23 protein-coding genes are annotated in these 19,792 nt (G+C 56.9%); 6 read left to right on the plus strand and 17 right to left on the minus strand.

The genetic code is table 11. The features are described from left to right. From dagF to pmbA, 10 genes are all read right to left on the minus strand, one after another. Positions 1 to 741: a 2-dehydro-3-deoxy-phosphogluconate aldolase gene (gene dagF / locus ACOTXT_RS17825; protein ID WP_021240686.1), complete on the minus strand. Its 741-nt coding sequence runs from the start codon at positions 739 to 741 to the stop codon at positions 1 to 3. Next, positions 738 to 1,856: a DgaE family pyridoxal phosphate-dependent ammonia lyase gene (locus ACOTXT_RS17830; protein ID WP_032664559.1), complete on the minus strand. Its 1,119-nt coding sequence runs from the start codon at positions 1,854 to 1,856 to the stop codon at positions 738 to 740. Before ACOTXT_RS17830 ends, dagF begins: the two co-directional genes overlap by 4 nt. Then, positions 1,840 to 2,973 (minus strand): amidohydrolase/deacetylase family metallohydrolase, encoded by a 1,134-nt coding sequence (locus ACOTXT_RS17835; RefSeq protein ID WP_333165573.1) that lies wholly within the window; start codon positions 2,971 to 2,973, stop codon positions 1,840 to 1,842. The genes ACOTXT_RS17830 and ACOTXT_RS17835 overlap by 17 nt, the downstream gene beginning before the upstream one ends. Positions 2,974 to 3,015: 42 nt before the next feature. Then, positions 3,016 to 3,657, minus strand: a complete 642-nt coding sequence (locus ACOTXT_RS17840; protein ID WP_008501407.1) for a DUF4310 family protein — start codon at positions 3,655 to 3,657, stop codon at positions 3,016 to 3,018. Between the two features lie 13 nt (positions 3,658 to 3,670). Beyond that, a complete protein-coding gene (locus tag ACOTXT_RS17845) occupies positions 3,671 to 4,447 on the minus strand; it encodes a DUF4311 domain-containing protein (RefSeq protein WP_008501408.1) in 777 nt (258 codons plus the stop codon). A 22-nt stretch (positions 4,448 to 4,469) separates the two neighbouring features. Beyond that, on the minus strand, positions 4,470 to 4,769 hold the full coding sequence (locus ACOTXT_RS17850) for a DUF4312 family protein (RefSeq protein ID WP_006810338.1): 300 nt from the start codon (positions 4,767 to 4,769) through the stop codon (positions 4,470 to 4,472). A gap of 2 nt (positions 4,770 to 4,771) precedes the next feature. Further along, positions 4,772 to 5,134, minus strand: a complete 363-nt coding sequence (locus tag ACOTXT_RS17855; RefSeq protein ID WP_006810339.1) for an SFCGS family glycine-rich protein — start codon at positions 5,132 to 5,134, stop codon at positions 4,772 to 4,774. 10 nt (positions 5,135 to 5,144) lie between these two features. Beyond that, complete coding sequence (locus tag ACOTXT_RS17860) at positions 5,145 to 5,483, minus strand: glycine dehydrogenase (protein ID WP_025911967.1); 339 nt, start codon at positions 5,481 to 5,483, stop codon at positions 5,145 to 5,147. A gap of 316 nt (positions 5,484 to 5,799) precedes the next feature. Beyond that, on the minus strand, positions 5,800 to 6,186 hold the full coding sequence (cybC, locus tag ACOTXT_RS17865; RefSeq protein ID WP_008501412.1) for a cytochrome b562: 387 nt from the start codon (positions 6,184 to 6,186) through the stop codon (positions 5,800 to 5,802). A 38-nt stretch (positions 6,187 to 6,224) separates the two neighbouring features. Further along, entirely contained in the window at positions 6,225 to 7,577 is a 1,353-nt protein-coding gene (gene pmbA / locus ACOTXT_RS17870) for a metalloprotease PmbA (RefSeq protein WP_150148006.1), read from the minus strand. A 95-nt stretch (positions 7,578 to 7,672) separates the two neighbouring features. Between pmbA and yjgA the strand changes: the two genes are divergently transcribed. Next, positions 7,673 to 8,224, plus strand: coding sequence for a ribosome biogenesis factor YjgA (gene yjgA, locus ACOTXT_RS17875; RefSeq protein WP_008501414.1), 552 nt, complete (start codon positions 7,673 to 7,675; stop codon positions 8,222 to 8,224). Positions 8,225 to 8,301: 77 nt separating this feature from the next. On the opposite strand, the gene mpl is transcribed toward yjgA, so the two are convergent. Further along, the gene (mpl, locus tag ACOTXT_RS17880; RefSeq protein WP_023326571.1) at positions 8,302 to 9,681 is read right to left on the minus strand and encodes a UDP-N-acetylmuramate:L-alanyl-gamma-D-glutamyl-meso-diaminopimelate ligase; all 1,380 of its coding nucleotides are present in this window, start codon (positions 9,679 to 9,681) and stop codon (positions 8,302 to 8,304) included. A gap of 197 nt (positions 9,682 to 9,878) precedes the next feature. Here mpl and fbp point away from each other — a divergent pair, with 197 nt between their 5' ends. Beyond that, the gene (gene fbp, locus ACOTXT_RS17885) at positions 9,879 to 10,877 is read left to right on the plus strand and encodes a class 1 fructose-bisphosphatase (protein WP_008501416.1); all 999 of its coding nucleotides are present in this window, start codon (positions 9,879 to 9,881) and stop codon (positions 10,875 to 10,877) included. Between the two features lie 150 nt (positions 10,878 to 11,027). After that, positions 11,028 to 11,384, plus strand: coding sequence for a LysR family transcriptional regulator (locus ACOTXT_RS17890; protein WP_333165565.1), 357 nt, complete (start codon positions 11,028 to 11,030; stop codon positions 11,382 to 11,384). Here the strand turns inward: ACOTXT_RS17890 and ACOTXT_RS17895 are convergent. The 5 genes from ACOTXT_RS17895 to ytfQ form a co-directional block, all read right to left on the minus strand. Beyond that, positions 11,356 to 12,927 carry a methyl-accepting chemotaxis protein gene (locus ACOTXT_RS17895; protein ID WP_333165562.1) on the minus strand — a complete coding sequence of 524 codons (1,572 nt, stop codon included), beginning with the start codon at positions 12,925 to 12,927 and terminating at the stop codon, positions 11,356 to 11,358. The genes ACOTXT_RS17890 and ACOTXT_RS17895 overlap by 29 nt on opposite strands. Before the next feature lie 84 nt (positions 12,928 to 13,011). Continuing rightward, a complete protein-coding gene (yjfF, locus tag ACOTXT_RS17900; RefSeq protein WP_008501419.1) occupies positions 13,012 to 14,013 on the minus strand; it encodes a galactofuranose ABC transporter, permease protein YjfF in 1,002 nt (333 codons plus the stop codon). Next, complete coding sequence (gene ytfT, locus ACOTXT_RS17905; protein ID WP_021240695.1) at positions 14,000 to 15,025, minus strand: galactofuranose ABC transporter, ATP-binding protein YtfT; 1,026 nt, start codon at positions 15,023 to 15,025, stop codon at positions 14,000 to 14,002. The genes yjfF and ytfT overlap by 14 nt, the downstream gene beginning before the upstream one ends. A 10-nt stretch (positions 15,026 to 15,035) precedes the next feature. Next, positions 15,036 to 16,538: a galactofuranose ABC transporter, ATP-binding protein YtfR gene (gene ytfR / locus ACOTXT_RS17910; RefSeq protein WP_008501421.1), complete on the minus strand. Its 1,503-nt coding sequence runs from the start codon at positions 16,536 to 16,538 to the stop codon at positions 15,036 to 15,038. Positions 16,539 to 16,643: 105 nt separating this feature from the next. Further along, the gene (gene ytfQ / locus ACOTXT_RS17915) at positions 16,644 to 17,600 is read right to left on the minus strand and encodes a galactofuranose ABC transporter substrate-binding protein YtfQ (protein ID WP_021240696.1); all 957 of its coding nucleotides are present in this window, start codon (positions 17,598 to 17,600) and stop codon (positions 16,644 to 16,646) included. 309 nt (positions 17,601 to 17,909) lie between these two features. On the opposite strand from ytfQ, the gene ppa reads away from it, so the two are divergent. The 3 genes from ppa to ACOTXT_RS17930 all read left to right on the plus strand — a co-directional run bounded on the left by ppa (position 17,910) and on the right by ACOTXT_RS17930 (position 19,156). After that, positions 17,910 to 18,440: an inorganic diphosphatase gene (gene ppa / locus ACOTXT_RS17920; protein ID WP_008501423.1), complete on the plus strand. Its 531-nt coding sequence runs from the start codon at positions 17,910 to 17,912 to the stop codon at positions 18,438 to 18,440. A 222-nt stretch (positions 18,441 to 18,662) separates the two neighbouring features. Further along, positions 18,663 to 18,878, plus strand: coding sequence for a hypothetical protein (locus ACOTXT_RS17925; protein WP_023326565.1), 216 nt, complete (start codon positions 18,663 to 18,665; stop codon positions 18,876 to 18,878). A 47-nt stretch (positions 18,879 to 18,925) separates the two neighbouring features. Beyond that, the gene (locus ACOTXT_RS17930; protein ID WP_236251084.1) at positions 18,926 to 19,156 is read left to right on the plus strand and encodes a hypothetical protein; all 231 of its coding nucleotides are present in this window, start codon (positions 18,926 to 18,928) and stop codon (positions 19,154 to 19,156) included. A 450-nt stretch (positions 19,157 to 19,606) separates the two neighbouring features. On the opposite strand, the gene ACOTXT_RS17935 is transcribed toward ACOTXT_RS17930, so the two are convergent. Beyond that, positions 19,607 to 19,792, minus strand: a 186-nt coding sequence (locus tag ACOTXT_RS17935; RefSeq protein WP_421625374.1) for a hypothetical protein, incomplete at its 5' end; no start/stop codon positions are given.

Below are 19,792 nucleotides of genomic sequence, written 5' to 3' on the forward strand. Positions count from 1 at the left end.
CTACTTCACCAGCTTCTTCGTCATCGCCAGCAGGGTACGCACATCTTCCGGACGCGTATCGCCGCTGGCTTTGTCGATAATCGAGCTGTAGATATGCGGGATGATTTTGCTCACGCCCGCGTCGAGGGCGATCTGCAGGATCTCCTCATAGTTTTCCAGATCGATACCTCCGGTCGGCTCCAGCCAGAAGTCGTGACGGGCGCAGGCTTCCGCCACCGCTTTGTACTCGTCACGGCACTTCAGGCCGCCCATCGGGAAGTATTTGATAGAGCTGCCGCCGAAATCTTTCAGCAGAGCAATCGCCGTTTCCACCGGCACAATGCCGTCCATAGCTGCGCTGCTCAGCGGGCCGGTGGAGATTTTCACCATCCCGACGGTACCGGTCGGAGAGACCAGACCGTTGACCACGGAGTCGTTCTGCCCCAGCAGCGCGCGGCTGGTGGCCACGCCGGTAAAGACCTGGTTAACGTGCTGCGGCTGCACCTGGCGGGAGATTTCACTCACCATCGCCGACTGGTTCGGATCGCCCGCGCCCAGGCCAACGGAGAGCGCGTTATCAATCAGCTTCGCGTATTCGCGCATATCGGCAACGGCGCTCGCCACGTCCGGGTAATTTTTGGAGAGCACGCCCACCAGCACGTGGCCTTCCGCCGCCTCGTAGATGGCGCTGGCGTTGGCCTTTGAGCCAGCCAGCACGTTCAGACAGACGCGGTCACGGTAAAAGTTGGGGGTCAGTTTCATGCGTTTTTCTCCTGTCCTAATACTTCACTAATGCGGCGGTACACAATGTTCAGCTGGTCAGCATTCACGCTGCGTACATCCGCTTCGATAATCCCTTCGTTGGCCTTGTAGCCACGGAAGTAAATGGCGTATTCACCCTGCTTCAGCTTCGCCACCAGGTCACCCGTGCCGACGCCGGTGGTGGCTTCGTCAAATTTAATCTCGGTGCGGGCGATGTCGCGTCCGGCGCTGTCCCAGACCACGCGCGCGGTCACACCGTTCAGGGTGTTGAGCGCCTCGATAAACGGCGTCATTTTCGCCACCATCTCGGCACCGCTCTCTTTGGTGGCCGTCAGATAGTGTTCGATGGCGCAGGTCAGGCCAAGAATGCCCTCTTTACCCACCTTCATGGCGCGGCCAATCCCCGCCGTCTGGCGCTTCACCCACTCAACGTACTGGGTCTTGCCGATCACCAGCCCGCTGGTGGGGCCTTCGATCGCCTTCGCACCGCTGTAGATCACCAGGTCCGCGCCGGCGCGGTAGTACGCGTGCAGATCTTCTTCCGCCGCGGCATCGACGATGAGCGGCAAGTCGTGTTTACGTGCGACAACCGCCGCCTGCTCGACGCTGAGCATGCTTTTCTGCACGCAGTGGTGAGATTTGATGTACATGATCGCCGCCGTGCGCGGGGTAATCGCCGCCGCCAGCTGATCGGCGGAACATTCGTTGGCGTAGCCCGCTTCCACCAGCCTGCCGCCGCCAAGCGCCACCATGGTGCCCACCGGCGCGCCAAAGTTCACGTTGTGCCCTTTCGGCAGGACGATCTCGTTGTTCTCAATCGGGGTGACGTGCAGGTTTTCCAGCAGCCAGTCGCTGTCTTTCACCAGCACCGCGGCCACGGACTGGGCAATGCCCGCCGACGCGCAGGAGACCACCGTCGCCCCTTCCACGTCCAGCAGCTTCGCGATGTACTCCCCGGTTTTATTGACCAGATCCTTCATCTCGAAATAGTGATTCATGCCGTCCATCGCCGCCTGTACCACCTCCGGACGCGGCGTGGAGACGCCCAGCGCCGTCATGCGGCCAGAGGTGTTGATAACCTGCTTCAAGCGGTACTTCTCATAAATCGAAGGCATGTTCCGTGCTCCCTTGTTCGGTCATGTAGCCCTTGCCCGCGCGGATCGCAGCAAGCGGCACCAGAATGTGTTCAGCCTGCAGGCTGTCGTTTTCGGCATCCGTCAGCACCGTCGGCTGACGTTTGAGGATGAATAGCGTCAGGTCGGCGTCGAGACCCGGCTGAATGCGGCCCTTGCGCGTCAGGCGCAGGCCGTCGGCGGCGTTCGCCGTGACGCAGTCAATCACCTGCGGCAATGACATGCCGCTGGCGAGGAATTTCGACATCACGCTCGCCAGCGAGCCCACCGGGCCGTTGATGCGGTTGCGGCAGTAGATGTCCGAGCTGATGGTGTGCGGCAGAATGCCCATCGCGATGGCGCGTTTTGCCACCTCAAAGCTGAAGCTCGCCGTGCCGTGGCCGACGTCCAGACGCACGCCGCGCTTCAGGGCGGAGGTGATGGAGGCGCGCAGCTCGCCGGAGGGCGTCAGAATGCGGTTGGGTTTGCCGTTGTAGCAGTGGGTGATGATGTCGCCGGAGCTCAGCAGCTCGGCAATTTCATCGAGGTTCGGCGGGTTGTTGCCAATGTGCACCATCAGCGGCAGGTCGCCGTTCTCTTTCTGAATGGCTTTGGCGCGCGCCAGCGGCGTGATGCCGTTGTCACCGACCACGCTGCTGCTCATGCGCGCCTTCAGGCCGACGATAAAATCAGGGTGGCGCGTCACCGCCTGCTTCACCGCGTCGGCGTCAATATTGGCCATGTTGGCCAGCTCGTTCTGGGCAATCAGCCCCACGCGGGAGATGTTCAGCAGGGCAAAGACCTCGGTGGAGGCCTTGCGGGTAATCGCGTAGAAATCGTCCACGTCGTCGGCCCCGGTGCTGCCCGCGTCCACCACGGTGGTCACGCCGGTGGCAACGCCCACGCTGTCCGGCTCGTCGTGGTAAATCGGGGAGTTCGGGTAGCAGTGTACGTGGGAGTCAATCCAGCCTGCGCTGACGAATACGTCACCGTTTAGCTCCACCGTTTTGCGGGCGGGAGCGTCTATGTCGCCCGTCGCGGCGATCTTCCCGTCCTGAATGGCGATGTCGGTCAGGGTATCGTCGGCGAGGCGCGCACGGCGCAGGAGTAAATCAAACATGAGGATCTCCTGAAAAGGCAGGCGCCGGAGCGCCCGCGGGTATTAAAGGGCTACCGGGAACAGCCAGCCCAGAATCATTGCGCCGAGGATAGCGCCACCGGTAATGGGCTTCTGCCAGATGTAGAACAGCAGCGCACCCAGCAGAGAACCCACGCCAATCGGAATGGAGGCGGTCATGGCGCTGAGGATAATCAACGGTCCGAGGAAACGACCGGAAGCGTTGCCCGCCCCCATCATCACGTCTGCGCCGTAGGTGGAGTTGCTCTGGTTGATGGTGAACTTACGCGCCAGGATGATGACGTAGCCAATCGCCAGGCCAATCACCAGGCCGGTGATCAGCGCGGCAATGAAGTTGGTCACCGGGAACATGATCCCCGCGCCCAGCAGCAGCGCCGGAACCCCGAGGCCCACGCCGGTCTGGATCGCCCCGCCGATGTCGAGAATACCGACCAGCGAGCCTTCGATAATACGGGCGAACAGGAAGCTCGCGCCGAACGCCGCCACCGCGCCGTAAACGCCGGTGTCAATTCCCGCTTTCAGCATCGCCACGAAGGCCACTTCGTTAAACGCGCCGATGCCGTAGAGGTAGTACATGTGCGTCCCGGCAAACACGCCGGAGGAGAGCAGGCCAACGAAGATCGGGAACGACCAGTCGGCATACCAAAAACCTTTATTCTGTTCCATGTCGAGGCTCCTGTTATTTACCGCTGAGCGAGTTGTGGATCATGTCGAGCCAGTTCGGCACGGTCAGATGGAAGGATTCGATCATCTTCATGTCGAAGCCGCGGAAGAAGCCGCTCAGCACGAAGAGCAGAACGATCGCCGCCATCATCACTTTGGTGACGTGGTTCCAGCCGCTCTCTTCCACGCCTTTACCGATCAGGATCCCCAGCACCAGGCCCGGTACGGCGTTGCCCATAATCAGCTGCGCCGCGCCGCCAAAGATGGTGGCCCAGAAGCCCGATTTTTTACCCGCGTCGATGGCCGCCAGCCAGAAGATCACCGGCATCACGGTGTTGACCAGCAGGTTCGCGGCAGGCACCAGCACCTTCACGGCGGTGACCTGAAGCGCAGCGGGCACGGAGGAGGCGGTCAGGTTAAGGAAGGTCACGACGATCATGCCGATCACGCCGCAGGCAATCGCCATTTTGCGCGGATCGTGCAGCGTTTCGCCGACGTTACGGTTTTTGATCATCAGCGCGGCAGCACCCCAGTTCGGGATGATGCGGTGGTCAACGTCCTGTGTGAAAGCCCCTGCGGCCACGGAAGAGGCCCAGGCGTTAAAGAAGAAGCCTAACCCAAAGGAGAAGTGGGACGCCGGATCCCCTTCGCAGGAGTTCAGTTCCCCCAACGTACGAAACGCGCCCATACCCTGAGTGGTAGGCGCATGAAACATGCGTGCAGCCCCGGCCCCGACACCGACGCCTACCAGGCCGCCGATGATGAGCGATTTTATTAATATAATTAAGAACATCAGTCTGCCCTTTTATGAATAATCAGCGTTGCGTGACGAAATCCACCTGGTCGAGATTGATGGCGGTCACGTTGACGGTCACATCCAGCTCCACGCTGTAGGTGCGTCTTTCCCGGCGCAGAAAGAAGAACAGAAACGCTTCTTTTCGCACCGCTTCTTGCGCCTGAACGACCTGCACATCCTGTGGCTCAATACGCAGTAAGATATGCGGTGAGGCTTTCATCACCGCGGCCTGAACGTGGTTGAGCGCGTCGGCAAAGGCGCGCGCTTTGGCGTCGCCCTTCCCCTTCACTCTCACCGTGGTTGTGAACTGTTCTTTCATGCTTATGCGCCGTATTTTTTCTGCCACGCCTGTACCAGACGCTCGCCCAGCTCTTCTTTATCCATAAAGCCAAAGCCCAGCACGTTGCAGCCTTCGTTGATGGCGGTGACGCCTTCATCCACGGAACGCATACCGTATTTGGCCTTGTAGCCATATTTGGTCTGGGCGGTGATGGCACCCGCGCCGCCGCTGCCGCAGAAGGAGATGCCGAAGGTGGCGTTTTCCGCTTTCATCACGTCGCCGAGCTTCATGTCTGCCGCCATGCCCGGTACGACAACCGCGCGTCCACCTGCTTTTTCCACACCGGCCGCCACTTTCTGACCTTTACCCAGGCGATCGCCAATCACGACTGTAATCTGTTCCATGTGTTGCTCCTTAAAGGTTGTCTTTCGCGACTTCAAAGTGAACGGAGAGCAGCCAGGCCTCTTCATCTGGAAGGTTGCCAAACTGCGCCACCACTTCACGGGCAAGCCGCATTGAATCCGGTGAAATTTCGTCAAACAGCTCTGCTTCAACCTCCGGCAGCGGCTCGCCGGTCACGGACCGGTGCGCCATGGCGCGCACGTGGGAAGTAAGCATCTGCTCCTGTACCGCATTGGGGATGATGTTGTTCCGGGCCAGCAGGGCATAAACCTGCTGCAGCATGGTGTTCGCGAGCTGTTCTGTTTGCTCTGCCTGTTCCCCAACGTCGTTCATTACCGCTCCGTTAATCACTGGTCTTACCCCGTTAATGGCTCTGGAATAAAACTAACGTTGGGGGGGAATTGTTTGTAGCGAGTTGTTTTCCACTTCGAAGTGGAAAGGGGAGCCGCAGCAGTGATCTGTGCCACATAAATACGGTGAATCTGGATTATTCACGGCATTTGCGTGATGAATATCACGTATTCCAGCGGCAAAACGCGCGCCGGGGAAGCGAAAACGTTCAGGCGTGGTGACGCAAAAATGTGATGGCAATAGGGTTTACTTATTACCGCGCAAAAAAAACGGGGGCCACTGGCCCCCGCTGGTTGTTTGTCAGATGCGCGATCGGTTAACGGTATTTCTTGTGATACGTATTACGGGTCGTCACAAACTGCTCGGCCGCCGCCTGTGCTTCCTTCACTTTGCCTTCGTTAGCGAGCTTCAGCGCGCCGTCGATCTGGCCGACCAGCACGTCAAAGCCGTGGCGGTAGTCTTTCATCTCTGCGCTGTCTGCCGCTTTGCTTTCCAGTTTAGGAGGCGTCGCTTTTTGTGCGTCCAGCGCCGCTTCACGCATTTTGGTCAGCGCGTCTTTCATTTCCGCCGCATTGTCGGTTTTCTGCACCACCTTCAGGTTTTGCCCGAGGATGCCCATGTCGTCTTCAAGATCGGCAGCAAACGCAGAAGAGCCAAGAACCAGCGTTGAAGCCGCGACGATCGCTAACAGATGTTTACGCATTGCTCACTTCCTTTTTTATTATCAACAAAACGCTATCTCTATTGTCCGGCGATTTTCATTTCCGGGAGTAATACAGAACCACACTGTATATTGCTGCGTGTTTCAATATCGTTACCGACCGTAACGATATTGCGCCACATGTCCTTCAGATTGCCAGCGATGGTAATTTCGCTCACCGGATACTGGATTTCGCCGTTTTCAACCCAGAAGCCCGCCGCGCCGCGAGAGTAATCGCCGGTGATGCCGCTGACGCCCTGACCCATCAGCTCGGTCACCACCAGACCGGTGCCCATCTCTTTCAGCATCTGCTCAAAGCTCAGGCCCTGCCCGGCAATGCGCCAGTTGTGAATGCCGCCCGCGTGCCCGGTGCTTTTCAGCCCCAGCTTGCGCGCGGAGTAGTTGGTCAGAAGCCACTGGGTCAGAATGCCGTCTTTCACGATGTCACGACGCTCCGTGCGCACGCCTTCGCTGTCGAACGGCGTGGAGGCCAGGCCTTTCAGCAGGTGCGGATGCTCTTCGATGGTGAGCCATTCCGGCAGGATCTGCTTGCCCAGCGAGTCGAGCAGGAAGGTCGATTTACGGTAAACGGAGCCGCCCGCGATAGCGCCCACCAGATGGCCAAACAGACCGGTCGCCACTTCGTTGGCAAAAATCACCGGCGCTTTCATGGTGGAGAGCTTGCGCGGCGACAGGCGAGACAGCGTGCGTTCGGCACACTCTTTGCCTACCCACTCCGGAGACTGCAAATCCCCCAGCGCGCGGCCAATGGTGTAGGCGTAGTCGCGCTCCATGTCACCGTTCTCTTCGGCGATGACGCAGCTGGAGAGCGAGTGGCGGGTAGAGCAGTAACCCTGCAGCATGCCGTGACTGTTGCCGAAGACTTTGATGCCGTAGTGGCTGTTAAAGCTGCCGCCTTCGGTATTGGTGATGCGCTTGTCGGCCTGCAGGGACGCCTGCTCGGCGCGCGCGGCCAGCTCAATCGCTTCGTCCGGCGTCACTTCCGCCGGATGGAACAGGTCGAGATCCGGCGCGTCAAACGCCAGCAGATCTTTATCCGCCACGCCGGCGTAAGGATCCGGTGAGGTATAACGGGCGATATCCAGCGCGGCCTGCACCGTACGGGCGATGGCATCCGGACTGAGATCGGTGGATGACGCACTGCCTTTGCGATTCTGGTGGTATACCGTGATACCCAGCGCGCCGTCGCTGTTGAATTCAACATTCTCCACTTCGCCATAGCGGGTGCTCACGCTAATGCCGGTGGTTTTGCTGACCGCCACTTCGGCGCCATCTGATTTTTCTGAAGCAAGCATCAGCGCGGTGGAGACGGCTTCTTCCAGAATCTTACGCTGCGCTTCAACTTGTGAGGTTACTTTCATCGCAAATGCCATACTGTAAGAGAGAGTTAACTGAAGTCTAACAGAGAACCGTTTTTCAGTGCGCGTCTTAACTGGTAACATTAGCCTCTTTTTTTAAGGAGCCTGACATGACTAAGCAGCCCGAAGACTGGCTCGACGACGTTCCCGGTGATGACATCGAAGACGAAGATGATGAGATCATCTGGGTCAGTAAAAGTGAAATTAAACGTGACGCCGAAGAGTTAAAACAGCTTGGCGCGGAAATGGTAGAACTGGGTAAAAACGCGCTGGATAAGATCCCGCTCGACCAGGATCTGCGCGATGCCATTGAACTGGCACAGAAAATCAAAAAAGAAGGCCGTCGTCGCCAGCTTCAGCTTATCGGGAAAATGCTGCGTCAGCGCGATGTCGATCCGATCCGCCAGGCGCTGGACAAGCTGAAAAACCGCCACAACCAGCAGGTTGCGCTGTTCCACAAGCTGGAGCAGATCCGCGATCGTCTGATTGAACAGGGTGATGACGCCGTACCGGAAGTGCTGAACCTGTGGCCGGATGCCGACCGCCAGCAGCTGCGATCGCTTATCCGCAACGCGAAGAAAGAGAAAGAAGGGAATAAGCCGCCGAAGTCTGCGCGCCTGATTTTCCAGTATCTGCGCGAGCTGTCTGAGAACGAAGAGTAATCCGTTCCCCTCACCCCGGAGGGGCGAGGGGGAAAAGAACGTAGGCCCGGTAAGCGTGAGCGCCACCGGGCTTTTTTTTACGCCTCGGCGGCCGCTTCCGCTTTCTTCGCCAGACCGTCCAGCAGCTTCTGATGGATCCCACCAAAACCGCCGTTGCTCATCACCAGAATATGGTCGCCGGGCTGAGCGGCTTTCACCACCATATCCGCCAGCGCATCCACATCCGCGCTCCAGTGCGCAGGCTGGATGCAGGCATCGGCCACTTCCGCCACCTGCCACGGTATATGCTGCGGCTGCAGCAGGAAGACTTCGTCGGCGCGTCCTAAGGACGGCGCGAGATCGTCTTTGCAGATGCCCATCTTCATGGTGTTCGAGCGCGGTTCCAGCACCGCCAGAATGCGCGCGGTACCGCCGACTTTGCCACGCAGGGCGGCAAGCGTGGCCAGAATGGCCGTTGGGTGGTGCGCGAAATCGTCATACACGGTGACGCCGTGGGCTTCACCGCGCAGCTCCAGACGGCGGCGGGCATTGATAAACGAGCCCAGCGCATTCGCTGCATCCGCAGGCAGAACGCCCACGTGACGCGCGGCAGCAATGGCCATCAGGCCGTTGTGCATGTTGTGTTCGCCCACCAGGCCCCACTTCACTTCGCCCACTTTTTCACCGTCGAGCAGCACTTCCCACTCGGAGGCATCGGCGTTGAGTTTCTTCGCCTGCCAGTGGCCCTGCTCGCCCACCAGCTCCTGCTCGCTCCAGCAGCCCATTGCCAGGGTCTGCTTCAGGTTGATGTCGTTTTCCGGCAGGATGATGCGGCCCTGGCCCGGCACGATGCGCACCAGGTGGTGGAACTGTTTCTGAATGGCCTTCAGGTCGTCAAAAATATCCGCGTGGTCAAACTCAAGGTTGTTGAGGATCAGCGTGCGCGGGCAGTAATGCACGAACTTGGAGCGCTTGTCGAAGAACGCGCAGTCATACTCGTCGGCTTCGATCACAAAGAACGGGCTGTCCCCCAGGCGCGCAGAGACGTCGAAATTACCCGGTACGCCGCCGATGACGAAGCCCGGCTTGTAGCCGCAGGCTTCGAGGATCCAGGTCGCCATGCCCGCGGTGGTCGTTTTGCCGTGGGTACCGGCAACGGCAACCACCCAGCGGTCGCGCAGGACGAAGTCATGCAGCCACTGCGGGCCGGACATGAACGGAATATTGCGTTCCAGTACCGCCTCAACGCACGGATTGCCGCGGGTCATGGCGTTGCCAATAATCACCAGGTCCGGCTCGGGATCCAGCTGGCTGGCATCGTAGCCCTGAATAAGAGAGATGCCCTGTTTCTCCAGAAGTGTGCTCATTGGCGGATACACATTGGCGTCCGAACCTGTCACCTCATGGCCCAGCGAGCGCGCCAGCATTGCCAGTCCGCCCATGAAAGTGCCACAAATCCCCAATATATGAATGCGCATACGTCACTATCCTTCTTCAATGTGGCGCACATTTTACTCACATGTTAGCGGCTGTGAAACGCATTTCAGGTAAATCCGTATGTTGCTGGCGCGATTCACCTCTGCGCTACTATTTGAATATTTGTTAAGATTGTTGGGCTTTAGTCGTTTTAGTGAACATACAATCGCTCTACTCACAAAGATGCAGGGAAAGTGTTATGAAAACGTTAGGTGAATTTATTGTCGAAAAGCAGCACGAGTTCTCTCATGCTACCGGTGAACTCACTGCTTTGCTGTCGGCAATAAAGCTGGGCGCTAAGATCATCCACCGTGATATCAACAAGGCCGGTCTGGTCGATATCCTGGGTGCCAGCGGTGCCGAGAACGTTCAGGGCGAGGTTCAACAGAAACTCGATCTGTTCGCAAATGAAAAACTGAAAGCTGCACTGCGCGCGCGCGACATCGTTGCGGGTATCGCCTCCGAAGAAGAAGATGAAATTGTTGTTTTCGAAGGGTGTGAACACGCGAAATACGTTGTTCTGATGGATCCGCTCGACGGCTCCTCCAACATCGATGTTAACGTTTCTGTCGGTACCATTTTCTCCATCTACCGCCGCGTCACGCCTGTTGGCACGCCGGTGACCGAAGAAGATTTCCTGCAGCCGGGCATTAATCAGGTTGCTGCCGGTTACGTCGTCTATGGCTCCTCCACCATGCTGGTCTACACCACCGGTTGCGGGGTACACGCCTTTACGTACGATCCTTCCCTGGGCGTTTTCTGTCTGAGCCAGGAACGCATGCGCTTCCCGGAGAAGGGCAATACCTACTCCATTAACGAAGGTAACTACATCCGCTTCCCGAACGGCGTGAAGAAGTACATCAAATTCTGCCAGGAAGAAGATAAAGCGACGCAGCGCCCGTATACGTCCCGCTATATTGGCTCTCTGGTCGCGGATTTCCACCGTAACCTGCTGAAAGGCGGCATCTACCTCTACCCAAGCACCGCCAGCCACCCGGACGGGAAGCTGCGTCTGCTGTACGAATGCAACCCGATGGCGTTCCTGGCCGAACAGGCGGGCGGTAAGGCGAGCGACGGTAAAGAGCGTATTCTGGAGATCGTGCCGGAAAGCCTTCACCAGCGCCGTTCGTTCTTCGTCGGCAACAACCACATGGTTGAAGACGTTGAACGCTTTATCCGCGAGTACCCGGACGCGTAATCCCTCTCTTCAGGGGAGCCGATCCGACTCCCCTGTTCATTTATATATTTTACCGTATAAGTGTTTATAAAAAACACGCTTTAATATTCGCCACTGCTCCTGCATTATTTCCATAACAGTTTGACAGATATTTCGTGGAGCAGAAACGCAATGAAAAATTATTCCCGTGCTAATACCGGCATTGATTTAAATCTTATCCCTGTATTTATTGAAATCGTCCGCTGCGGCAGCATGGCAAAGGCCTCTTTGCGTCTGGAGATGTCACGCCCTGCGGTGAGTCTGGCATTAAAGCGTTTTAATCAACTCTTTGATGAGCCGTTATTTCTCCGCAAAGGCTTATATCTTGAGCCGACGGAAAAAGCATTAGCCTTAACCAGCTCGCTGGAAATATTAATGGGCGAAATTCACGATAATATCGGGGCGCTTAATTCCGGAAGGAATAAAACCCCGGCACAGAACGTACCGGGGCTGGGTAATATTATGCCGCGTTCTGAGACGTCACTTTGAATGATGACATAGCTTCCATCAGCTGACGCGACTGCTCCTCAAGGGAGCGGGTCGCGGCGGAGGATTGCTGCACCAGCGCCGCATTCTGCTGCGCGGTTTCGTCCATCTGGTTTACCGCAATATTAACCTGCTCAATGCCGCGGCTCTGCTCCTGAGACGCGGTCGCAATCTCACGCATCAGTTTGGTCATGCGCAGCACTTCTGTTGCGATCTCATCCATCGTTTCGCCCGCCTGCTGGGCCAGCTCGCTGCCCTCGTTAACGTGGGTTTGCGAATCACTGATAAGAGAACGAATCTCCTTCGCCGCGTCGGCGCTGCGGCTGGCCAGATTTCGCACCTCGCCCGCGACGACGGCAAACCCGCGCCCCTGCTCGCCCGCGCGCGCCGCCTCTACGGAGGCGTTAAGCGCCAGGATATTGGTCTGGAAGGCAATGCCGTCGATCACGCTCAGGATGTCGGCGATGCGCGCCGAGCTGCCGGAGATATCGCGCATTTTTTCAATCACATAGCAGACCATTTCGCTGCCGTGATCGGCCGTGTCGGAGACCGACTTCGCCAGCTGGTGCGCTTGCTCGGCGTTATCGGCGTTGAGCTTCACCGTGGCGGTGATCTGTTCCATGCTGGCCGCCGTCTGCTCCAGCGACGTGGCGGTGGATTCCGTTCGCTCGGCGAGATCCCGGTTCCCCAGCGTCAGCTCGCGGCTGCCGGTGTCAATCTGCGCGCTGGCATCGCGTACCCGCAGAACCGAGTTCATCAGCGACTGACGCATCTCCTCAATGACCGCGTTAAGGCGGTTAAACTCCTGGCTCGCGGGCGCGGCCAGCGTATGGGTTAAATCGCCCGCCGCCACGTTCTCCAGCTGAGCAATCGACGCCGAGAGCGGCTTGAGCAGCATATGGCGCAGCGCCAGCCAAGCCAGCACGATAATGCCCGCCGTCAGCAGCGCCGCCACGATAATCAGGATCAGGACGCGGGTTTTGCTCGCCTGCACGGCACTCACTTCCGCCTGACCTCGCGCTTCGCTCCATTTCTGAAACGCCTGCATGTCGTTATCAAACGCTGACGCCAGCGGGATCAGCGTCTTCTCCAGCAGGTCGTAATACCCGTCCGCGCTCTGGTCATGGAGGGTTTTCAGCATCGGGTTGATCCCCTGCTGGTTATACGCCGCCAGGCTGGCTGCCACTTTATCGAGCAGCTGCTGCCCCTGCTCGTCAGCCACGCCGCCGTCGATCACGCCCTTCAGCGTTTTCTGGGCCAGGGCAACTTCCTGATTGATGTTTTTTACCGCGCTGGCCGCATCGTCCAGCATGCCGATTTCCATCATGCGGACGGCCTGACCCGCTTCATTGCGCGCGCGGAGGATCAGCGTATAGCCTGAATTAAGCTGCACCATCTGCTCACCCTGAAGGTGATTAATGCGCTGCAGCGAAGAAGAACTCTGTGTGAGGGCATAAATGCCAATGCCGCTGACAATCAGCAGCAGAAGGGTCATAACGGCCAGTAAAGAGAGCAAGCCGGTACGAATCGATAGCGTTTTCAGCATGATATTATTTCCGGTAGCGAGATATTTCTGGGCATAAAAAAAGAGTATCGGCCGCTACCGGAAAATGTTTAGACTTTCAGCATGTTATCGCTCTGTTACCGATGTGTTCACGCGGGTAACAGGCGAGCTTTGACGGTTCTCCCAGAGCACCGTCAGGCCGCGCTGCAGGGCAATAAAAATAAACAGCAGAATGCCGATGGCGATCTTCGTCCACCAGGAGCTGAGCGTGCCGTCAAAGTTGATATAGGTCTGGATCAGCCCCTGAATCGCCACGCCGAACAGCGTCCCCAGTACCGTCCCCACGCCGCCGCTGAGCAGCGTGCCGCCGATGACCACAGAAGCAATCGCATCCAGCTCCACGCCAACGCCTGCAAGGGCATAGCCCGCCTGGGTATACACCGAGAAGACGATCCCCGCCAGCGTCGCCAGGCCGGTCGAGAGCATATAGATGCGGATGGTGGTGCTGCGGGTCGAGATCCCCATCAGGTTGGCCGACGTGGCGTTGCCGCCAATAGCGTAAACCTGATTGCCAAACCGGGTACGGTGGGCGAGGAAGATGCCAATGACGACCACGCCCAGCATCAGCAGCCCCATCGCGCTCAGACGACCGCCGCCGGGAATTTTCCACGCCAGGCTGGAGAGCGTGTCGTACACCGGATGGTTAATCGGGATCGACTCTTCAGACACCAGATAACTTACCCCACGCAGGAAGAACATCCCCGCGAGGGTAATGATAAACGCCGGAATTTTTAACGCGTCGATCAGCAGCCCCATAAAGGCGCCAAACGCGCAGCCCATCACCAGCACCAGCGGGAACGCCAGCAGCGGTGAGATGCCCCAGAAGCCAATCGCTTTCGCGAGGAACACGCCCGTAAACGCGATCACCGAGCCGACGGAGAGATCGATCCCGCCGGAGAGGATCACAAAGGTCATCCCGACGGCGATGATGCCTAAAAAGGCGTTATCGGTCAGGATATTGCAGATCACGCGCGTCGAGGCAAACCCCGGGAACTGGGTCAGGCAGTAGAGATAGCCCAGCACAAACACGCCCAGCGTGATCATTAACGGTAAATTACGTTTTATCATGGCCACGGATCCCCTTAATGATGCTGACAAAGCGCGGCGACTGGACGATCAGCACGCAGAGCACGACCACCGCTTTCACCACCTGGTTGAGTTCCGGCTGGAATCCCGAAAGCAGGATCCCGGTGTTCATGCCCTGAATGATCAGCGCGCCGATCGCCGAGAGCAGCAGGTTAAAGCGCCCGCCCATCAGCGACCCGCCGCCGATCACCACCGCCAGGATCGCATCCAGCTCCAGCCAGAGCCCGGCGTTGTTGGCATCGGCTCCGCGAATATCCGCCGCGACGATCACGCCGGCGATGGCGGCGCAAATACCGCTCAGCACGTAGGTCAGCATCACCATCAGCCGCGTGTTAACCCCGGCGTTGCGCGCGGCGCGAATGTTGATCCCGACGGCCTCAATGAACATGCCCAGCGCCGTTTTGCGGGTGAAAAGCCAGAACACCACGAGCGTCACCAGGGCAATCATCACCGGCGTCGGGAAGAACAGAAGGTTGCCGCTGCCGAGCCACGCCAGGCTCGGCGAGTTAAAGGTGACAATCTGTCCGGAGGTAATTAGCTGCGCGACGCCGCGCCCGGCCACCATTAAAATGAGCGTGGCGACAAAGGGCTGGATTTTCAGCACCGCCACCAGAATGCCGTTCCATAATCCGGCCAGCACGCCAGTGCCTAAGGCTGCAAGCAGGACCACCGGCAGGCTATGCCCGGCCACGGTCATGGAGGCTGCCGTAGCCCCGGCGATAGCCATCACCGCGCCGACGGAGAGATCAATCCCGCCGGTGGCGATGACCAGCGTCATCCCGATGGCCAGCAGCGCCACGGGCGCGGCGCGGTTTAAAATGTCTATCGGGCTGCCAAACAGGCGGCCATCCTGCACGATAATCTGGAAGAAATGCGGCGCGACCAGGCTATCCACCAGTAAAACCACCAGCAGCGCCGCGATTTGCGGCGTGCCGGTCGGCCAGCTGAAGCGGCGCTTTGACTCACCGGTTTGCGAAAGCGAACGGGACATCACGATTCACTCCTTATGCCGCGATGGCATTCATGATCGCCGGAACGGACAGCTTATCCAGCGGGATCTCTGCCACCTGTTTACGATCGCGCATGATGATGACGCGATCGGCATAGCCCACCAGCTCTTCCAGCTCGGACGAAATGACCAGCAGGGCCAGACCGTCTGCGCACAGGGTTTCGATAAGCCGGATAATTTCGGCATGCGCCCCTACGTCAATGCCGCGGGTCGGTTCGTCGAGGATCAGGAACTGGGGTTTGGTCAGCAACCAGCGGGAGAGCAGCACTTTCTGCTGGTTACCACCGGAGAGGAACTCGATGGGCTGTTCCGCGCTCGGGGTGCGGATGCCGAGCTGGCGGATAAAGCGCTCAGCAATGGCGTTCTGCTCTTTGCGTGGGATCGGCCGCAGCCAGCCGCGCTGCGCCTGAAGCGCCAGAATGATATTTTCCCGCACCGAGGCGGCGGCAATAATGCCGTCCGTTTTCCGGTCCTCCGGGCAGAAGCCGACGCCCAGGCAGGAGGCCTGATGCGGCGATCGCAGGGTTTGCGGTTTGCCCTTGATCAGCGCGCTGCCGCTGTCGGCGGGCTTGATCCCGAAGATCACCTCGGCGGTCTCGGTTCGGCCCGAGCCCAGCAGGCCCGCCAGCCCGACAATTTCGCCCGGCCGCACCTCAAGGTTAAATGGCGAGATGACCCCTTTTTTGCCGTAATCGCTGAACGCGGCGACCGGCTTCTCGCTCAGCAGCGTGCGGCCCGCGCGCTGAAGGGCGTTGGTCTCCAGCTCGCGGCCCAGCATCATTTTGACCAGCTCGATCTGCGGCAGCTCGCGGGTTTCACGGCAGCCGACAAAGCTGCCGTTGCGCAGCACCGTAATGCGGTCGCTCACCTCGTACACCTGATCGAGGAAGTGGGTAACGAAGATCAGGCTGACGCCCTGATCGCGCAGCTGGCGCATCAGGGTAAAGAGCATTTCCACCTCCTGGGTATCGAGGCTGGCGGTGGGTTCGTCGAGGATCAGCACCTTTGCCGAGAGATCGATCGCGCGGCAAATGGCGACGATCTGCTGCATCGCCACGGAAAAGCGGTTCAGCGGCTCGCGGACGTCGAGAGAGAAGCCGTAGGATTCCATCAGCTTTGTCGCCCGCGCCTCCATCTCTTTACGGCGCAGCAGCCCAAAGCGTCGTGGCTCACGGCCAATAAACAGGTTATCCGCCACCGACATATTCGGCAGCAGGTTCACTTCCTGGTATACCGTCCCGATCCCCAACTGCTGGGCATGGGCGGTGTTTTTTGGCGAAATGGCGTTACCTTCCAGCCAGATGGTGCCGCGGTCGGCGTGATAAACGCCGGTCAGAGATTTAATCAGCGTCGATTTTCCCGCGCCGTTTTCCCCCAGCAGCGCCATGATCTCCCCGCGCCGCAGGCTGAAATCAACGTTATCCAGCGCCTTTACGCCGGGGAAGAATTTACTCAAGCCCTCTGTGCGGAGGATTTCCTGGTGTTGTTCAGTGGTCATGGTTTCCCCCTGCATCAAGCCGGATGGCGCTACGCTTATCCGGCCTACAAAAGAGCGTATCGTAGGCCGGGTAAGCGCAGCGTCACCCGGCATGTTCAGACAGGCTTAGTAGCCCATATTTTTCTTCTTCTCTAACTCTTCTTTCGCCGTGTCAGGCAGGTAGAGCGTGGATTTGGTAACAGTCACTTTCTCCGGCATCGTGCCGTCTTTCTTGAATTTCTCCAGCGCGTCGAATGCCGGGCCGGCCATGTTTGGCGTCAGCTCCACGCTGGCGTTGGCTTCGCCGTCGATCATCGCTTTGTAGATATCAGGCACGCCGTCGATAGAGCCGGTGAGGATATCTTTGCCCGGCTTCAGGCCCGCTTCTTTAATTGCCTGAATCGCGCCGATCGCCATGTCATCGTTGTGGGCGTAAACCATGCAGATGTTCTTGCCGTTGTTTTCAGCCTTAATGAAGCTCTCCATCACCTCTTTACCTTTACTGCGGGTAAAGTCGCCGGACTGAGAGCGGATAATCTTGATGTTTGGCGCTTTCGCGATGGCTTCAGCAAAGCCTTTTTTACGGTCGATGGCCACGCTCGCCCCGACGGTGCCCTGCAGTTCAACAACGTTACACGGCTTGCCGTCGACCTGTTTTATCAGCCAGTCGCCAATTAACTGCCCTTCCAGCACGTTGTTGGCCGTCACGGTGGTCATATAGAGAGATTTGTCTTTGACGTCGATGGAACGATCGAGCAGGAAGACCGGGATTTCAGCGTCTTTCGCTTCCTTCAGGACGGGTTCCCAGCCGGTCGCCACGACGGGTGCAATAAAGATGGCATCCACGCCCTGGGCGATAAAGGAGCGCACGGCTTTGATCTGATTCTCTTGTTTTTGCTGACCATCGGCGATTTTCAGGGTAATGCCGCGTTTCTGAGCTTCGCTTTTCGCCACGTTGGTTTCTGCCGCTCGCCAGCCAGATTCAGAGCCGACCTGCGAAAAACCTACGGTTAAGGGAGCGGCCATCGCCATAGACGACATGGCTGCCGAAACTGCTGTGACAAGGAGTAAGCGCTTCCACATATGAACGTCCTCGTAGGGTGAGTTATTGTTGGTTAAAAGATGTTCTGCGGAATGACTATAGCCCATGAAATATGTAACGAATTGCGTTACATCACACTTCAGAAAAGTGAATAAAACGTTAATCACAAGTTTGTAATCGCTTTCATTTCTCCATGAAAAATGCGGCTGAGTTTATGGATTTTTCTGTCATGGAATCGGTCTGAAAAGTGGGAAGAACGTGGAGAGAAGGCGAAAACAGGCGGAGACATTCAGCGCGAGTTGGCTATAATACCTGCCACTTGTTTACCATCCATTTTAAAGGACACCGACATGAGCTTACTCAACGTCCCAGCGGGTAAAGAACTGCCAGAAGACATCTACGTAGTTATCGAAATCCCGGCTAACGCAGATCCGATCAAATACGAAGTGGACAAAGAGAGCGGCGCCCTGTTCGTAGACCGCTTCATGTCTACCGCGATGTTCTATCCGTGCAACTACGGTTACATCAACCACACCCTGTCTCTGGACGGTGACCCGGTTGACGTGCTGGTCCCAACGCCATACCCACTGCAGCCAGGCGCAGTGATTCGCTGCCGTCCAGTTGGCGTGCTGAAAATGACCGACGAATCCGGTGAAGATGCGAAGCTGGTTGCGGTACCGCACACCAAGCTGAGCAAAGAGTACGATCACATCAAAGATGTGAACGACCTGCCAGAGCTGCTGAAAGCGCAGATCACTCACTTCTTCGAGCACTACAAAGACCTCGAAAAAGGCAAGTGGGTTAAAGTTGACGGCTGGGACAACGCAGAAGCAGCGAAAGCGGAAATCATCGCCTCTTTCGAACGCGCTGCTAAGAAGTAATTCTTACTGCTGTTAATGAAGGCCCCGCGAGTCGGGGCTTTTTTATTTCCCTGGTTTAAAGTAGTACAAACTGAATTTTTAAGAATAATCCCATTCCTTATGTTTTTGACATTAAAACCAAAAAAGACACCCTATCATTTATAGTGGGAGTGGTTGAATAGCCTGGGTGTTCACAACATACTGTCATGATGATCATTAATCCCCATTCATTACAGGATTCATATGTCATCCATTAACATTGATGTTGCCCGCCCAACTGGAATTTATTTTATCATTGAACGGTTGTATTCCCGCGATGGTTTTATGCCTTCTATTGGGGAAATCAGCCCCTCTTTGACACAGGTACACCGTACTGTCATTCAGCTAAAACGCAAGCAGGATATGTTTATGGATGGTGTTAAGGTTACCCCTAAGATATTACCCTTTGGCAACAGATAAAATATATTACAGGTTCAAAAGTAACGACCAAGGATACAGATGCGTTAGTGTATACGACCGATTTTATCGGCTCCCTTGTTGCCACCACGCCTTTAGGTAATATTGAGCATGAAAATATTCCTCGCTTCCTCACGACAGAGTCTATCCACTCCCTTCCACAGGCGGTGAGTTATGGGCGTGATCCCATCCCACAAGTCCTTCTTTATGGTCGCAAGGATATAGTCTTCTTTATGGACAATGGTGGTAAGGGGTACGCCAACCGCTATTGCAAAATATAACCACAATACTCGTGACCTTGCCATAATCAAAGATCAGCTAGAAGCCAGTAAAACGATGAAGGAGCTGCTATCTAAGGGAGCAAAATTATGAGTTAGAAAAGCCATGTCATGAGCCTATTCGTCCTTATTATTGCCTCCTTTGTCTTTGGCAGAAGTACTTATGTTGAATATCTGTCATGGTACTATGGAAGCGATCATTTAATATTCAGTCAAATAAATAGCGCATTACTATCTGGTTTATTTAACGGACTTTACTTCGCGCTATCATCAAGCATTATTTATGCGTTACTCACTCTATTAAAAACAATTCCAAGAAATATCTTGTTTTCTTGTCTTCTGCAATTCTTTATTAACATAGGGCTATATACACTTTTTGTTGCAGTAGATAGAGGTTATAGTAAATTGCATACTTTAGGCTCGGGTGCTACTGATATCACCCACAGCTATTTTTTAGGGGCGTTGCTGATGAGCACACTCCTGACCGTCGCGATCGTGAGCGTTATACATGCTAAGGAAGGTGCGAATAAGTCCGAGATGTGAGATCATCGTGTTGTAACCTGAACCCAGAATGAGTAACCGGATGAGCCAGCAACTGACTTTTGCCGACAGTGAGTTTTCCAGTAAACGCCGCCAGAC

This window comes from Enterobacter cloacae complex sp. IR5422 (assembly GCF_049238165.1).
GTDB lineage: Bacteria > Pseudomonadota > Gammaproteobacteria > Enterobacterales > Enterobacteriaceae > Enterobacter > Enterobacter roggenkampii.

Coding starts and splice junctions, on each gene's coding strand:
- dagF (WP_021240686.1), bottom strand. CDS start 741: ATGAAACTGACCCCCAACTTTTACCGTGACCGCGTCTGTCTGAACGTG.
- ACOTXT_RS17830 (WP_032664559.1), bottom strand. CDS start 1,856: ATGCCTTCGATTTATGAGAAGTACCGCTTGAAGCAGGTTATCAACACC.
- ACOTXT_RS17835 (WP_333165573.1), bottom strand. CDS start 2,973: ATGTTTGATTTACTCCTGCGCCGTGCGCGCCTCGCCGACGATACCCTG.
- ACOTXT_RS17840 (WP_008501407.1), bottom strand. CDS start 3,657: ATGGAACAGAATAAAGGTTTTTGGTATGCCGACTGGTCGTTCCCGATC.
- ACOTXT_RS17845 (WP_008501408.1), bottom strand. CDS start 4,447: ATGTTCTTAATTATATTAATAAAATCGCTCATCATCGGCGGCCTGGTA.
- ACOTXT_RS17850 (WP_006810338.1), bottom strand. CDS start 4,769: ATGAAAGAACAGTTCACAACCACGGTGAGAGTGAAGGGGAAGGGCGAC.
- ACOTXT_RS17855 (WP_006810339.1), bottom strand. CDS start 5,134: ATGGAACAGATTACAGTCGTGATTGGCGATCGCCTGGGTAAAGGTCAG.
- cybC (WP_008501412.1), bottom strand. CDS start 6,186: ATGCGTAAACATCTGTTAGCGATCGTCGCGGCTTCAACGCTGGTTCTT.
- pmbA (WP_150148006.1), bottom strand. CDS start 7,577: ATGGCATTTGCGATGAAAGTAACCTCACAAGTTGAAGCGCAGCGTAAG.
- yjgA (WP_008501414.1), top strand. CDS start 7,673: ATGACTAAGCAGCCCGAAGACTGGCTCGACGACGTTCCCGGTGATGAC.
- mpl (WP_023326571.1), bottom strand. CDS start 9,681: ATGCGCATTCATATATTGGGGATTTGTGGCACTTTCATGGGCGGACTG.
- fbp (WP_008501416.1), top strand. CDS start 9,879: ATGAAAACGTTAGGTGAATTTATTGTCGAAAAGCAGCACGAGTTCTCT.
- ACOTXT_RS17890 (WP_333165565.1), top strand. CDS start 11,028: ATGAAAAATTATTCCCGTGCTAATACCGGCATTGATTTAAATCTTATC.
- ACOTXT_RS17895 (WP_333165562.1), bottom strand. CDS start 12,927: ATGCTGAAAACGCTATCGATTCGTACCGGCTTGCTCTCTTTACTGGCC.
- yjfF (WP_008501419.1), bottom strand. CDS start 14,013: ATGATAAAACGTAATTTACCGTTAATGATCACGCTGGGCGTGTTTGTG.
- ytfR (WP_008501421.1), bottom strand. CDS start 16,538: ATGACCACTGAACAACACCAGGAAATCCTCCGCACAGAGGGCTTGAGT.
- ytfQ (WP_021240696.1), bottom strand. CDS start 17,600: ATGTGGAAGCGCTTACTCCTTGTCACAGCAGTTTCGGCAGCCATGTCG.
- ppa (WP_008501423.1), top strand. CDS start 17,910: ATGAGCTTACTCAACGTCCCAGCGGGTAAAGAACTGCCAGAAGACATC.
- ACOTXT_RS17925 (WP_023326565.1), top strand. CDS start 18,663: ATGTCATCCATTAACATTGATGTTGCCCGCCCAACTGGAATTTATTTT.